The sequence below is a fragment of the Streptomyces olivochromogenes genome (genome assembly GCF_001514115.1).
Classification (GTDB): domain Bacteria; phylum Actinomycetota; class Actinomycetes; order Streptomycetales; family Streptomycetaceae; genus Streptomyces; species Streptomyces olivochromogenes.
Genome location: NZ_KQ948451.1, coordinates 440,792 through 455,466, shown reverse-complemented (window position 1 = coordinate 455,466; position 14,675 = coordinate 440,792). Strand labels below are relative to the sequence as shown.

Below are 14,675 nucleotides of genomic sequence, written 5' to 3'. Positions count from 1 at the left end.
GAGCACACCAACAACCAGACTGTGCCCATGACGGAAACGGAATCCATCGCGTACGACGTCGTGGTGCTCGGGGCCGGGCCCGTGGGGGAGAACGTCGCCGACCGCGCCCGCGCGGCCGGCCTCTCCACCGCGGTCGTGGAGAGCGAACTGGTCGGCGGCGAGTGCTCGTACTGGGCCTGCATGCCCAGCAAGGCCCTCCTGCGCCCGGTCATCGCCCGCGCCGACGCCCGCCACGTGCCCGGCCTCAGCCAGGCGGTGCAGGGCCCCCTCGACGTCCCCGCGGTGCTCGCCCACCGCGACTACTACACCTCCCAGTGGAAGGACGACGGACAGGTCGGCTGGCTGGACGGCATCGGCGCCGTGCTCTACCGCGGACACGGGCGCCTGGCCGGGCCGCGCAAGGTGACCGTCGACGGGCCCGACGGTGAGCGGCAGGTGCTCACGGCCCGGCACGCGGTCGCCGTCTGCACCGGCACCCGCGCCCTGCTCCCCGACCTGCCGGGGCTCGACCAGGTCCGGCCCTGGACCAGCCGTGAGGCCACCAGCGCGCACGAGGTGCCGGGCCGGCTCATCGTGGTGGGGGGCGGTGTCGTCGCCGTCGAGATGGCCACGGCCTGGCAGGCGTTCGGCTCCCAGGTCACCGTCCTCGTCCGCGGCAAGGGACTGCTGCCCCGCATGGAGCCCTTCGCCGGTGAGCTGGTCGCCGAGTCGCTGAAGGAGGCGGGCGCGGACGTCCGCACCGGCACCTCGGTGACCGCGGTGACACGCGAGGGCTCCACCGTGGTGGCCCTCACCGACACCGGTGACCGCATCGAGGCCGACGAGATCCTCTTCGCCACCGGGCGTGTGCCCCGCACCGGCGACCTCGGCCTCGACACGATCGGCCTCGAGCCGGGCTCCTGGCTCGACGTCGACGACAGCCTGCGGGTCACCGGCAGTGACTGGCTGTACGCGGTCGGCGACGTGAACCATCGCGCGCTCCTCACCCACCAGGGCAAGTACCAGGCCCGGATCGCGGGCGCCGCCATCGCCGCCCGTGCCGCCGGGGTGCCCCTCCTGGAGACCGATCCCTGGGGCGCGCACTCGGCGACCGCCGACCACGGGGCCGTCCCCCAGGTCGTCTTCACCGACCCGGAGGCCGCGGCCGTCGGCCTCTCCCTCGCCGAGGCCGAGCGCGCGGGCCTGCGCGTCCGCGCCGTCGACGTCGACATGTCCTCCGTGGCCGGCGCGGGCCTGTACGCGGACGGCTACCGTGGCAAGGCCCGCATGGTCGTCGACACCAACCGCGAGATCCTGGTGGGCCTCACCCTGGTCGGCCCCGGCGTGGGCGAACTGATCCACTCGGCGACCATCGCCATCGCCGGCGAGGTCCCGATCAGCCGCCTGTGGCATGCGGTGCCGTCGTATCCGACCGTGAGCGAGGTGTGGCTGCGGCTGCTGGAGATGTACCGGGACGCGTAGCCGACGCCGGTCGTTCGGGTACGGCCGCCCGAGATCGACGGGCCTGGACCGGCCGTTCGCCCGTCGCCGGCTTGAGCGCCGAGGGCGTGGGCCCCGGCCCTCCGCGACCGACCGGCCGGATTCACCCGTTCGGCGTCCGCCACTTGGGTTCTGGCGGCGCTCGAGTCGCGGTGGCGGCCTTGGGGTTCGTCGTTTCGGGGTTCGAGCGCGTCGGGGGCGGCCGTCCGGGATTGACGGGCTGGGCCGGTCGTTGGGGCGGCCGGGACTTGGCCGGGACTTGGCCCGGCATGTCGGGGGCTTGGCTGAGGTTCGGGTCCCCGGCGGCTTCGGGTGCGGCCGGCTGAGGTTCGGGTCCCCGGCGGCTTCGGGTGCGGCCGGCTGAGGTTCGGGTCCCCGGCGGCTTCGGGTTCGGCCGGCTGAGATTGACCGGCTGGGCCGGCCGTTCCGGCCTGGGCGGCTCGGCTCCGGGTATGGGGCTTCGGGCGCGGGGGTGCCGCCTTGCGGGCGGCTCCGACGGTCCGGGCGCGGCCGACCTGGCTGAGACGGGACGCTCTCCGGGCCGGACGCCAGGCCCGGCGGCAGAGCCGGGGCCAGGGCCGGATGACTCAGCCGGTCGGGACATCGACGGCCCGCCCCGGAAGGCCCGGGCCCGAACCAACCCGGAGCCCGAGCGGCACCGGTCCGGAGCCCGAGCGGCACCGGTCCGGGCCCCGAGCGGCCGGACCCGCCGGCCGCAGCCGCGCCGCCTCGGTCGGCCCGGGCCTGGAGCCGTCGAGGCTCCGACGGCCGCCGTCGGGCCATCGATCCCAGGCTCACTCCCGCCGCCGGACACCCTTCGCCCTGCCCGACTGAGGGCCCCGCGGTGCGCGCCCTCAGTCGGGAAGGGCGAAGCCCAGTACGGCGGCGGCCTCCGCAGGCGTCGGCTGCGTCCAGCGATCCGCCATCTCCTGGTTGGAAGACAGCGAGCGCAACTCGGCACGGTCGAGGTAGAGCATGCCGTCCAGGTGATCCGTCTCGTGCTGGACGATCCGCGCCGGCCACCCCGTGAACACCTCGTCGATCGCCCGGCCCCGCTCGTCCAGAGCCGTCAGCCGCACCTCGGCGTGCCGGGCCACCACGGCCTGCCACCCCGGCACGCTCAGACACCCCTCGAAGAACACGGCCCGCCCCGCGCCCACGCCCTCGTACGACGGATTCACCAGCACCCGGAACGGCTGCGGCACCCGCCCGCGCACCACCCGCACCTCCTCGGAGACCGGCGCCGGATCCTCGATGACCGCGATCCGCAGGGGTACGCCGACCTGCGGTGCCGCGAGGCCGACGCCCGGCGCCGCGTGCATGGTGGCGCGCAGGGCGGCGACGAAGCGGGTCAGGAGCCCCGGGTCGAGCTGGCCGGCGAAGGGCTCGGCGGGGCGGCGCAGCACCGGGTCCCCGGCGGTGACGATGGGCAACGGGCCTTCATGGGCGAGGAGTTCCTCGACCAGCTCGCTCAGTGGGCGGGAGGCGCTGGGGTCACGTTCGGATGCCATCGCGCCAGGATGCCAAGACCGATCGCGCCAAGCGAGGCGGCGCCAGGGACGTCTCCCGGGTCCCCACACGCCTTTTCATGTGACTCAGGCCACATGGCGCCCCGGGAACTCGACGACTCCGCGCCCCGACTTCTGGACCACCACGGAGCCCCACGGACCACCACGGGCCACTCCGGAGCGAGAGTCCAACTCCCCGGCCCACGACCCGAGTCCATCCCTGTCCCATCCCCGTCCGGTCCCTGCCCCGTCCCCACTCCTGTCCCCGCTTCCGTCCGCCTTCCCATCCCCGTCCGACCGGAGAAGCCCGCCCATGTCCACCGCTCCCACGACCACGACGGACGAGTCCCCCAGGCCCGTCGCCCCGACCCCCACCAGAAAGGCGGCCCTGCGCCCCCTGATCCTGCGCCTGCACTTCTACGCGGGAATACTCGTCGCCCCGTTCCTGCTGGTCGCGGCCCTGACCGGCTTCCTGTACGCCGCCTCGTACCAGGCGGAGAAGATCGTGTACGCGCATGAGCTGACCGTCCCGGTGGGCGACCACAAGCTGCCGCTGTCCGAGCAGGTGGCCGCCGCCCGCAAGGCCCACCCGCAGGGCGCGGTCTCCGCCGTACGACCGTCACCGGAGGCGGACGCGACGACCAGGGTGCTGCTCTCCGGCGTCCCCGGCGTCGGCGAGGGGCACACGCTCGCGGTGTTCGTCGACCCGTACACCGCGAAGGTGCGAGGAGCGCTGGAGCAGTACGGCGCCACCGGCGCGCTCCCGCTGCGCACCTGGATCGACGAGCTCCACCGTGACCTGCACCTCGGCGAGAACGGCCGGCTCTACAGCGAACTCGCCGCGAGCTGGCTTTGGGTCATCGCGGCCGGCGGGTTGGTGCTGTGGTTCGGCCGGCGGCGGGCCCAGCGCAAGGTGCGGGGTATGTCCGGGCGCCGTCGCACCCTCGGGCTGCACGGCACCGTCGGTGTGTGGGCGGCGGCCGGGTTCTTCTTCCTCTCGGCGACCGGACTCACCTGGTCGACCTACGCCGGCGCCAACATCGACGAACTCAGGACCTCGCTCGGCCAGGCGACCCCCTCCGTGTCCGCGGCGGTGGCGGCCGGCGGCGAGCACGCGGGCCACACCGGCACGGGGTCCGGCGGCACCACGGCAACGACCACGCCCCAGGACCTCGACAAGATCCTCGCGGCCGCCCGCGCCGAAGGTCTCGGCGACCCCGTCGAGATCGTCGTACCCGCCGACGCCTCCACCGCGTACGTGGTCAAGCAGGTCCAGCGCAGCTGGCCCGAGAAGCAGGACTCCGTCGCCGTGGACCCGACGACGGGCAAGGTCACTGACGAACTCCGCTTCGCCGACTACCCGCTGCTCGCCAAACTGACGCGCTGGGGCATCGACGCCCACAGCGGCGTCCTCTTCGGCCTCGTCAACCAGATCGCTCTGATGGCCCTCGCGCTCTGCCTGGTCCTGCTGATCGTGTGGGGCTACCGCATGTGGTGGCAGCGCGGCCGTGCCTCCGCGTTCGGCCGCCCCATCCCGCGCGGCGCCTGGCGGCAGGTCCCGCCGCAGATCCTCGTCCCGCTCATGGCGGCCGTCGCCGTGCTCGGCTACTTCGTCCCGCTGCTCGGCATCCCGCTCGCCGTGTTCGTCGCCGTGGACGTCGTCCTCGGCGAGATCGCGTACCGCCGTGGCAAGCGCACCCAGGGAGGCCAGGTAGCGTGATCAGGTAGGGGAACGCCGGAGGGAGACGGACATGGCGCAGCGCGACCGCGAGGACCCGCACCGGCCTTCCAGGCGCCGCGGGCAGGGCGAGTTGGAGAGCCAGGTGCTCGGTGCGCTGCGCGAGGCGGAGGCCCCGGTGACCGCCGCCTGGGTGCAGGAACGACTCGGCGGCGACCTCGCCTACACCACCGTCGTCACCATCCTGACCCGGCTGCTCGCCAAGGACGCGGTGGCCCGCGAACGACGCGGACGCTCCTTCGTGTGGCGGCCCACCGCCGACGTCGCGGGCCTGGCCGCGCTCAAGATGCGCCGGCTTCTCGACGGCGAGAGCGACCGCGAGGCCGTCCTCGCCAGCTTCGTCACCGCGCTGCCGCCGGACGACGAACAGGTTCTGCGCGCGCTCTTGGAGACGGCCCACGCGACGGGCGGGGCCGGGGCGACGGACAGGTCCGATGCGATGGGTGGGGCCGAGGCGACGGCCAGGTCCGATGCGGTGGGTGGGGGCGATGGTGTGGGTGGGGCCGACGGGGTGCCCGACGGTACGGAAGACTGACGTCTCATGGGGGTCTTCGTCTTTCTGCCGCTTGTCCTGCCACTGAGTGCCTGGCCGGTGGCACGCCTCGCCGAACTGCATCTGCATCCGCGTACGGCCACCCGGCTGCTGACGGCGGTCGCCACCGTCATGGCCCTGTGCAGCACACTCTGCCTGGCCCTGCTGATGGTGGTCGGGACCGCGCAGTTGCCCGGCAACCCGCTCCCGGACGGCTGGTCCCACGCGGAGGTCCGTGCGGCCGTCCCGCACGACGAGATCGCGGGCCAGGCGGCGATCCCGGCCCTGGTCCTGGTCCTCGCGGTCTGCGCGCGCACCCTGTGGCGCCACCGCCGGGTCGCCCAGCGCGCGCGGCGTGCGCTCGCCGCGCTGCCCAGCCGTTCCGTGGTCGTCCTCCCCGAGGAGAAGCCCTACGCCTACGCTCTCCCCGGCGGACGCCGCGACCGCGTGGTGGTCACCACGGCCCTGCTGCGCGGCCTCACCTCGCCCGAGCGCCGTGCCCTGTTCGCGCACGAGCGGGCCCACCTGACGGCCGCTCACCACCGCCACCTGCTGGCCGTACGACTCGCGGCGCGCGCCAATCCGTTCCTGCGACCGCTGCGTACGACCGTCGTCTACACCACGGAGCGGTGGGCGGACGAGGACGCGGCCCGGTCGGTCGGCAACCGCACGGTGGTGGCGCGGGCGATCGGCAAGGCGGCCCTGCTGTCGGGCGGGAGCCCGGTGCCGGCGTTCGCCACGTTCACCGGCTTCGCCGGATTCGCGTCCGCGGGTCCTGTGCCGCGCCGGGTCGCCGCCCTGCTGCGCCCCGCGCCGGCGGCCCGCAGCTGGCCGTCCGTGTTCACGTCCGTGGGGCTGGCCGCCTGGGGCGCCGCGGTCGGCACGCTCGTCTCCGCGATGTCGTCGGCGAACTCCGCCGTGACGATGGTCCTGATCCTGCACGCGGCCACGCCGCTGTAGCTCCGCCACCACTCCTCAGTCGCTCCGCCGAACATCCCTCGTCGAGGAGTCGGAGCGGCTCGGGCTGATCAGCAAGGAGGACTCCGAGCTGATCACCAGCTCCCTGACCGAACCGCAGCACCCGGTCGGGGACCTGCAGATCCCGGCCGACCGGATCACCTCGGTCCCCGCCGACGCGGCGATCGACACCGTCCTGGGCGTCGCCGGGGACAGCGACCGCACCCGCCTGCTGGTCCGCGACGGCGTCACGGTCCTGGCGACCTGGGCCCTGCCCTGCGCGCGGGCGACCAGGGCGTCGCGGGCGTGCACCGAGCCGTCGTACGCGACGACACGGGGCGGCTGACCGGCCTGGTCAGCCTGGACGACCTGCTGACACGGCTCATGGAGCCGCGCGCGGCGTGACACGGCGGAGGCCGGGTGCCGGGGCTGTGGCCGGTCACCTCGATGACCAGCCACGGCGCTCCGGCGCCCGGCCTCTTCGTCCTGCTCCCGAAGACGTTCACGCCCTCGGGCGACAGTTCATGTCGTCGGGAGACGTTCACGTCCTCAGCGGGCGGTCGCACCCCCAGCGGCGGTCGCACCCGCGAGGGCCGTCACACCTGCAAGGGCCGTCACACCTGCTCGAAGTCACCCGCGAGCGCGGAGGCGATGCGCAGGTGCGACTCGGCCTCGTCGTGACGCCCCTGGCGCTGCAACGTGCGCCCCAGCATCAGCCGGGCGTAGTGCTCCACCGGGTCACGCTCGACGAGCGTACGCAACTCCGTCTCGGCGCGGCGCAGTTGGGCCGAGTGGTAGTACGCGCGGGCCAGCAGCAGCCGCGGTCCGGTCTGCTCCGGCACCTCGTCCACAAGGCCGCCCAGAACGCGCGCCGCACCGGCGTAGTCCTTGGCGTCGAAGAACAGCTGCGCCCGCTCCCAGCGCTCCGCGGCCGTCCCCTGGTCGTAGTACTTCGTCTCCACTGCTGACCTCCTTCGAGTGTCAGAACCTCACTCGATGGTTGAATATTCCACCATCTCGCTCGTGGGCGTCATCCGCCGGCCAGCTCCGCGTTGGCCCGCTCCGTCACCAGGGTCAGCACGCGCCCCACCGTCGCCAGGTCCTCGGCCGGGATGCCCGCGTACAGCCGGGCCGCGATCTCGTTCCCCGCCGTGCGGATCTCCTCGAACACCTCACGGCCGTGCTCGGTGAGCGACACCAGCGTGGCGTCCGTCTCCGTCAGCAGCTTGAGGGCCGTCATCTCCGCGACGGTCTCCTCGGCCACCGACTCCTCGACCTTCAGCGCCCCGGTCAGCCGCCCCACGAGCCGGTCGCGCTCGACGGTGCCGCCCTGGTCCGAGACGGCCCGCAGGGCCACCGACTGGTTGAAGTTGCTTCCGATGCGCGCCAGCGCGGCTTCCAGGGCCGCGCGGCTCGCGTAGTGGGCCAGTCCTACGACCTGGCCGCCGACCGGGGGAGTGGGAATGCTCATGGCTACTCCTCGTCAGGATGTGAATCGCTATGTGTGTCGCGATGTGTGTCGAGATGCGCATCGCCCGGTGCGTCGTGCGGCGCATCGAGCGGCGCATCGAGCGGTACGTCGAGTGGTACGTCGAGCAGGGTCGCCAGCTCGTGGCTGAACGCCTTCGTGCGATCGCCGCCGAGTCCGCCGAGCGGTTCGAGGAGCTGCTCCAGCAGCCCCTGGACCACCCTTGTCGCGCGCCGCGCGACCTCGCGTCCGTCCTCCGTGAGTGACAGTTGGATCGCACGTGGATCGGCGGGGTCCCGCGTCCGGTCGACGACACCGGCCGCCTCCAGGGCGCGGGCCAGCTTCGAGACGTAGAGCGGTTCGAGTCCGGTGTGATCGGCGAGCTGACGCTGGCTCGGCCGCCGCCCGGCCCTGTGCATCCCGTACAGCGACGCGACCAGCGAGTACTGGGCGTGGGTCAGGCCCAGAGGTGCGACCGCCCGATCGACGGCCACGCGCCACTTCGTGGACAGGCGCCAGACGAGAAAGCCGGGGGTCGCGTGCTCGGATGTCGAACTCATGAGGAAAACCATACATGGATACTATGTCCATGGCTACTATTTCTCGCTGTCCCCGACCAGCGCCCTACCGACCTCCGCCCGTAGCCCCAGGACCGCACCGACTCCGGCCCAAGTACCCCCGTCCGGGGGAGTCCGCGGGAGCCCGGGGGAGGGAGGACGGCCTGACGGACGGTCCCCGACGGGGCTAGGTTGTGGCCCATGAGCAATCTTGATCGCGAGGCAGTTCCCGCGCTGTGCGGTGGCCGCGGTTTCGTGGTGGCCGAGCCGGTCCGTGAACTCCTCAGTCCCCGTCGGGTCAAGCTCGGCGAGTCCACCGAAGTCCGCCGCCTGCTGCCCAACTTGGGCCGCCGCATGATCGGCGCGTGGTGCTTCGTCGATCACTACGGGCCCGACGACATCGCCGACGAGCCCGGTATGCAGGTCCCGCCGCACCCGCACATGGGACTCCAGACCGTCAGCTGGCTCCACGAGGGCGAGGTGCTGCACCGCGACTCCACGGGCAGCCTGCAGACGATCCGCCCGCGCGAACTGGGCCTCATGACGTCCGGAAGGGCCATCAGCCACTCCGAGGAGAGCCCCGAGTCGCACGCCCGCTTCCTGCACGGCGCGCAACTGTGGGTCGCCCTCCCCGACAGCCACCGCCACACCGAACCGCACTTCGAGCACCACGCCGAGCTGCCGCTCGTCACGGCCGCCGGCCTCAAGGCCACGCTCATCCTGGGCACCGTCGACGGCACGACCTCGCCCGGCACGACGTACACCCCGATCGTCGGCGCCGACCTGTCCCTCGCGAGCGGCACCGACGTACGACTGCCGCTGGAGCCCGACTTCGAGTACGCCGTCCTGTCCATGTCCGGCGAGGCGCACGTCGACGGCGTACCGATGCTCCCGGGCTCCATGCTCTACCTCGGCTGCGGCCGGACGGAACTTCCCCTGCGCGCCGAGTCGGACGCGTCCCTCATGCTCCTGGGCGGCGAGCCGTTCGAGGAGGAGCTGGTCATGTGGTGGAACTTCATCGGCCGTTCGCAGCAGGACATCGAGGAGGGCCGCAAGGACTGGATGGAGGGGACTCGCTTCGGCGAAGTACACGGTTACGACGGTGACCCGCTGTCCGCTCCCGAACTCCCGCCGGTACCGCTGAAGCCGCGGGGTCGGGTGCGTTGACCTGCGGTCATGTCCCTGAGTCGGGTATCCGTGTGGCGTGGTTGGCGTCCCCCTGGGCAGGATCGGCCCAGGGGGGAGGGTCACGTCCAGTGGTGAGCGACTCGGGCTGGAGTGCGACGTGCGAGTGTTGGCGTCTGTGACCAGGTCTGATCGCCTTATCTTGCGTCGATCCTCGCGCGGGCCCGGTCTTGCGAGGCATGAGCGCCAGCCGGAACCTCCGGGGTACGGGCAGCTGCCGATACGGTCGAAGCTGCTTGCGGGACCTGCACATCCCATGCGCACCATGAGAGGCGATCTCTCAACAGCCAGTCCACCCGGTGTCCTTGATGCATCTCCCCGAACCGCGGGGTGCGACCTGTCGGAGGGCCCCGCGCCCCACGGGGCGACGCACGGGCGCCCCGCCGACGGACCGGCTCCAGAGGGGGCTCAGGCCCACACTGCTCATCCGCACGCTGGTTCTCCCCACGCGGACCGTGCGCAACTGCTGTGCGCCATCAGGTAATTGACGTGGCGGTCGGGGGGCTGCTTCACTGGGACAGTGGCTGAGCCACTAGACCAAGAAGTCGCTGAACCAGTGGGCCACTAGACCAGTGAGCCGCTGAACCATTGACCGAAGCCTGGGAGATCCTCCGTGGCCGTCGAAAGCATTCTGCGCCGAACCGTGGTCGACCTGCTTGAAGCGCGGCTGCGTGACGACATTCTGAGCGGCACGCACGAACCCGGATCCCTGCTGCCCCCCGAGAGGGAGCTGGCCGCCGGGTACGGGGTCACCCGTACGACCTTGAAGCACGCGCTGACCCGGTTGGAGCAGGCGGGACTGCTGAGCACCCGGCACGGCATCGGCACGCGCATCCTGGATTACCTGCGGGTCGGCGGCGCCGACCTGCTTCCGATGCTGGCCGCACAGGACCCCACGTGGCTGCGGGAGGTCTTCGAGGTGCGGCGGCAGATCGGCACCCTGATCGCCGGCCGCGCGGCCGACCGGCGCACGGAACGACAGGCCCGGCGGCTGGAACACCTGCTGCGTCAGGTCGCGGACGGCCCGGACGCCGACGCCGTCCAGCTCGCCGACGTGGAAGTGCATCGCGAACTGGCGCGGGCCACGGGGAACCGGGTCTATCTGCTCCTCACGAACACGCTGTTCAACGCCTACCTTCCGGTACGGGCCTCGCTGCGGGCGCCGTTCGAGGACGCGGCGCGGGCGACGGACCGGCTCGCGCCGGTGGTACGGGCCGTGGTCGACCGGGACGGCGAGGAGGCGCGGCGCGCGGCGGAGACGTATCTGGCCGGCACCGAGAAGATCATGCTCGGTTCGCTGAGCGGTTCTCGCGGGCGGCCGACCGCCGACGGTCCCCGGTAGCCGCGCTTCCCGGCGGCGACTCCGGGCCCGCCGGCTCCCGTCGAGGCGAGGTGTGTGCGGCGAAGCGGCCCGGCCTCGGAGTGGTCCCGATCGTGCACGGCTACCCGTTCACCCACGTTTCCTTCATTGTCATGCGCAGGTCAAGGCTGATGCCCTGGTGAACGCCCGGCGGGGTAGGACCAGGCGCGCGGTTGCGACCCCTCAGGTGCCCGAGGCAATCCGGGCCCATCACCCCTAGGACGGCCGCCCGTTCACCGTGGGCGCGGCGGCGACCAACAACACAAGGAGCATGGTGAGCAGATCAAGCAAGAGACGCGGCGTCCTCATCGGCGTGATGCTGACCGCGGTCATCGGCGGCACCGTCCAGCCGGCGATCGCCGCGCCGGTGCGGGACGCGGGGGACCAGGCCACGCCGTTCCGGAAGTCTCCGGTGCGGTCGACCGAGCAGGAGATCGCGCGGGCGCTGTCCGCCTCGCTGCGCGACCCGCAGTGGCGCGAGCAGGTCCGTGCGGCCGCGCTCGGCACCGAGGACGTGGACCTCCAGGCGCTGGCGGGCGGGACCGCCGCTCAGGAGGGCAGGAACCTGTTCGCTTCCGTCTCCGCCGCGGACCGCCGCATCGCGGGCCTGAAGGGCCTGCCCGCGTCGACCGGGTCGCTGCTGCGCGTCCGGCTGGGCGCGCCGTCCATGCGGTCGCACCTGAACGCCGAAGTCACTCCCTGGATCGCCGTCGCCGCGGCCGACGACGACGCCAGGACCATCACGGCGTACGACAGTCAGGGCCACGCCCACGCCGTCGACACCGCGCGCGTCCCCGACCGCCCGCTGTACGTCCTGGACATCGACGTCACCAAGGCTCACCGGGCCGGCCTGAAGGTGCTGCGGAAGGCCTTCGCCGACAAGGGGCTGACCTCCCTGCCGTCCAAGGCCGCGAACAGCGCCCACGCCGCCGCGGCGGGGTGGTGGGCGACCAAGGTCACGGCCGTCGAGGTGAACGACGACCAGGAGCCCTGGTTCAAGGGCGCCGCCGAGATGTTCTCGCTGGTGACCGGCTTCGGCCAGGACGGCACGGCGCGCGTCGACTCGGTGGACATGCCCTACCTGGACTACGACGGCACCGTCTACTACCCGAACCAGATCCTGGTCAACTGGTCGAACTACAAGTACAACCTGGCCGACGTCGTCATGATGGAGGACGACGACGGCACCAACTACCGTGCGCTGGCACAGGCGATCACCACGGCGCTGCTCACCGTGACGGACCAGGGCACCTACATCCCGTTGGTGAACGCGGTCCTGAGCGCGATCCCCGACGACTGGTTCACCGACGACCCCGACTACGTGGAGTCCTGGTACACCCTCGCCCAGAATTCCTCGGGCCGGCTGAACGGCGCCTCGGGCAACGGCTGGATGACCGTCGAGCCCTACTTCGTCGAGGAGTTCTAGACCTCGCACGCAAGCGCGGACCGGCCGCCGCACCTCGGTGAACGCGCCGGTCCGCGTCGAGGACACGCTCGTCGTGCCGGAGGCCGCATGCCCCCGACACCACGGCGCAGCCGTGCCCGGCACTGACCAAGAGGGGCGCCTGCCGGGCATCTACCCCGGTCAGGCACCCCTTTTCTGCGACTGGAAGAAGCCCAGCCGCTTCGCCGAGTAGGACACCAGGAGGTGCTTCGTCTGCTGGTGATACATGGTCTGCGCGCCTCTGAGCAGCACGAATGCGGTTGAGGGAGCGGTGTGTCGGCCCTGGTCCGAGCATGGCCCGGATCTTGATCGCAGCCTGTGTCAGCGATCGCGGAGGCCGGTCCCGACGAGGTGAGCTGAGGCGAAGGGACTTGGCGACAGGTCGCTTCATCACCTGCCGCAATTGGTGCGACTGACCATCCTGGAGCGGGCTGGAGGCCGTGGAGCGAGAACCGCCGAGTGTTGAGCGAGTTCGGTTCCCCCGCGCCGGAGGGAAAACCGTGGACGGCGGTTGCGGGGAGAGGTTCTGGGAGCCGGGGAGACCGAGCTCGGCTACACGTTCCTGCCGGAGGCGTGGGGGCGCGGGTACGCCGCCGAGGCGTGCGCAGCTGCACTGGACTGGTTCGCCGCGCCTCCCGACGAGCCGGTGGTGCTGTGCACCTGGACCGTCAACGACCCCTCGGTGCGCTTCGCGGTGAAGCCGGAGTTCACACAGGGGGAGCGGTTCGAGGAGTACGGCGCTCAGCGGTGGTTCGGCGTGTGGTACTCGTCGTCCGGCTTCAGGACAGGACACGGAACGGGGCGGGCAGGGCGTAGGGCGACGTCACGGGGTATCCACTTCACGGCCGGTGTTCTGGTCGTGGGCCAGGGCGTGGGTGACCGCGGTGGTGCTCTCGTACAGGACCCGGTACTGAGTGAACCGGCGGTCGTAGACGCCCGCGGTGGCGGGATCGGGCCGGACCACCGATTCCGCCGGATTCCAGGCCGCGATGTCCGGTCGGCCGATCAGCCCGGCGGCGAGGAAGGCGGCACCGTAGCCGGCACCGATGGTCGTGCGGGCGACGATCTGTTCGAGACCGGTGACATCGCTGACGATCTGAGGCCACAGCCCGCCCCGGGTGCCGCCGCCGACCGCCACGATCCGCCGGATGTCGGCGCCGGCCGCGAGCATCGTCTCGACGTTGTGCCGGACACCGTAGGCGGTGGCCTCCAGCGCCGCCCGCATCAGGTCGGCCCGGGTGTGACCCAGCGTCAGGCCCGCGATCACGCCCCGGGCGTCGGGGTCCATGACGGGTGTCCGTTCCCCGGCGAAGTACGGCAGCATCACCAGGCCGTTCGCACCCGGGGGCGAGGCGGCCGCCTCGTCGAACAGCACGCCGAGGTCGACGTCGCCGAAGAGGTGCCCGAGCCAGTCGGTGACGGCTCCGGAGGTGGCCATACCGCCGGCCAGGCAACGGGTGCCGGGCAGGGCGCCGACCGTGGACCACATCGACGGGCTGGTCACGAGCCGGTCGACGGTGTTCACCAGGAACATCGTGGTGCCGTACATCAGCATCAGGTCGCCGACGCCGTGGCCGCCGACGCTGATGGCCTCGCTCCACGCGTCGATCGTCCCCACGATGACCGGCGTCCCGGCCGGCACACCCGCGACGGGCGTGCTCACCCGGCCGGCCTCCTCGCCCGGCCAGCGCAGCGGGGGGAGTTCGATGCCGGGTGCGATGTGCTCGGCCCACTCGGGGATCCAGCGCTGCTCGTGGATGTCGAACAGCGGGGTGCACTGGCTGGCGGAATGCAGGTCCAGTACGTAGGCGCCGGTCAGCCGGTGGGCGAGCCACGAGGCGGGCATGAGGAGGCGGCGGGCGCGTGCCCACACCTCGGGCTCCCGCTCGCGGATCCAGGCGAGTTTCGGCCCGACGGCCTGGGACGACAGCGCCGAACCGCACCTGCCGAAGACGGTGTCCGACCCCAACTCCAGGTTCAGCCGGGCGATCTGTTCCTCGGCGCGGGTGTCCACCCCGTACAGAACCGCCGGACGCACCGGCTCTCCCGCGTCATCGACCAGAAGGGTGCACGGGCCCATGCCGCTGACTCCGACGGCGCGGACGACGACGTCGTCGCGATCGAGCAGCTCGGCCGCGAGCGAGACGAACTCGTCCCACCACACCTGTGCGTCCATCTCGACGTGCCCCGGCCGGGGACGGTCGACCACGTGACTGCGTACTGCCTCACCCAGGATGCGGCCGGCAGTGTCGACCACCACGCCCTTGGTGCTGGAGGTGCCAACGTCAACTCCGAAGACGACGTCGATCATGTACTGCCTCCCTTGGCGCCGGGTGCGCCACCGTAGGTTGTCGCTCGGTCCGGCGGGCGGCCGCGGTTCAGCCGGACGACTGCCGGAGATGTCGTCACATCTGTACCTCGGACGAGCGCGGCGGCACCCCTGGGTC

At 72.1% G+C, this 14,675-nt stretch carries 12 protein-coding genes and 2 pseudogenes; 9 read left to right on the top strand and 5 right to left on the bottom strand.

Translation table 11 applies throughout. From position 1 onward, the window contains the following. Positions 1 to 27: 27 nt before the first annotated feature. On the top strand, positions 28 to 1,461 hold the full coding sequence (locus AQJ27_RS02110) for a dihydrolipoyl dehydrogenase family protein (protein ID WP_067362639.1): 1,434 nt from the start codon (positions 28 to 30) through the stop codon (positions 1,459 to 1,461). An 872-nt stretch (positions 1,462 to 2,333) separates the two neighbouring features. On the opposite strand, the gene AQJ27_RS02105 is transcribed toward AQJ27_RS02110, so the two are convergent. Next, positions 2,334 to 2,990 (bottom strand): peptide deformylase, encoded by a 657-nt coding sequence (locus AQJ27_RS02105; RefSeq protein WP_067360692.1) that lies wholly within the window; start codon positions 2,988 to 2,990, stop codon positions 2,334 to 2,336. Positions 2,991 to 3,300: 310 nt separating this feature from the next. Here AQJ27_RS02105 and AQJ27_RS02100 point away from each other — a divergent pair, with 310 nt between their 5' ends. From AQJ27_RS02100 to AQJ27_RS60710, 4 genes and pseudogenes are all read left to right on the top strand, one after another. Further along, positions 3,301 to 4,707 carry a PepSY-associated TM helix domain-containing protein gene (locus AQJ27_RS02100; protein WP_067360689.1) on the top strand — a complete coding sequence of 469 codons (1,407 nt, stop codon included), beginning with the start codon at positions 3,301 to 3,303 and terminating at the stop codon, positions 4,705 to 4,707. Between the two features lie 31 nt (positions 4,708 to 4,738). Next, complete coding sequence (locus AQJ27_RS02095) at positions 4,739 to 5,260, top strand: BlaI/MecI/CopY family transcriptional regulator (RefSeq protein ID WP_079064734.1); 522 nt, start codon at positions 4,739 to 4,741, stop codon at positions 5,258 to 5,260. A gap of 6 nt (positions 5,261 to 5,266) precedes the next feature. Beyond that, entirely contained in the window at positions 5,267 to 6,217 is a 951-nt protein-coding gene (locus AQJ27_RS02090; protein WP_067360683.1) for a M56 family metallopeptidase, read from the top strand. A 31-nt stretch (positions 6,218 to 6,248) separates the two neighbouring features. Further along, positions 6,249 to 6,619 (top strand): annotated as a pseudogene (locus tag AQJ27_RS60710) (hypothetical protein); the annotation flags it as partial. A 209-nt stretch (positions 6,620 to 6,828) separates the two neighbouring features. Here the strand turns inward: AQJ27_RS60710 and AQJ27_RS02080 are convergent. The 3 genes from AQJ27_RS02080 to AQJ27_RS02070 form a co-directional block, all read right to left on the bottom strand. After that, positions 6,829 to 7,176, bottom strand: coding sequence for a tetratricopeptide repeat protein (locus AQJ27_RS02080; RefSeq protein ID WP_067360677.1), 348 nt, complete (start codon positions 7,174 to 7,176; stop codon positions 6,829 to 6,831). 68 nt (positions 7,177 to 7,244) lie between these two features. Beyond that, positions 7,245 to 7,685: a helix-turn-helix domain-containing protein gene (locus tag AQJ27_RS02075; protein WP_067360674.1), complete on the bottom strand. Its 441-nt coding sequence runs from the start codon at positions 7,683 to 7,685 to the stop codon at positions 7,245 to 7,247. Between the two features lie 2 nt (positions 7,686 to 7,687). Then, positions 7,688 to 8,242: a MarR family winged helix-turn-helix transcriptional regulator gene (locus tag AQJ27_RS02070; RefSeq protein WP_079064733.1), complete on the bottom strand. Its 555-nt coding sequence runs from the start codon at positions 8,240 to 8,242 to the stop codon at positions 7,688 to 7,690. 198 nt (positions 8,243 to 8,440) lie between these two features. Between AQJ27_RS02070 and AQJ27_RS02065 the strand changes: the two genes are divergently transcribed. The 4 genes and pseudogenes from AQJ27_RS02065 to AQJ27_RS51675 form a co-directional block, all read left to right on the top strand. Then, positions 8,441 to 9,406 (top strand): pirin family protein, encoded by a 966-nt coding sequence (locus AQJ27_RS02065; RefSeq protein ID WP_067360672.1) that lies wholly within the window; start codon positions 8,441 to 8,443, stop codon positions 9,404 to 9,406. 631 nt (positions 9,407 to 10,037) lie between these two features. Beyond that, positions 10,038 to 10,766, top strand: coding sequence for a FadR/GntR family transcriptional regulator (locus AQJ27_RS02060; RefSeq protein WP_067360669.1), 729 nt, complete (start codon positions 10,038 to 10,040; stop codon positions 10,764 to 10,766). Between the two features lie 289 nt (positions 10,767 to 11,055). Further along, entirely contained in the window at positions 11,056 to 12,210 is a 1,155-nt protein-coding gene (locus AQJ27_RS02055; protein WP_067360666.1) for a DUF3103 family protein, read from the top strand. Between the two features lie 502 nt (positions 12,211 to 12,712). After that, positions 12,713 to 12,991: pseudogene (locus AQJ27_RS51675) on the top strand (GNAT family N-acetyltransferase); the annotation flags it as partial. A gap of 60 nt (positions 12,992 to 13,051) precedes the next feature. Here the strand turns inward: AQJ27_RS51675 and AQJ27_RS02050 are convergent. Then, on the bottom strand, positions 13,052 to 14,539 hold the full coding sequence (locus AQJ27_RS02050) for an FGGY-family carbohydrate kinase (protein ID WP_067360663.1): 1,488 nt from the start codon (positions 14,537 to 14,539) through the stop codon (positions 13,052 to 13,054). Between the last annotated feature and the right edge of the window lie 136 nt (positions 14,540 to 14,675).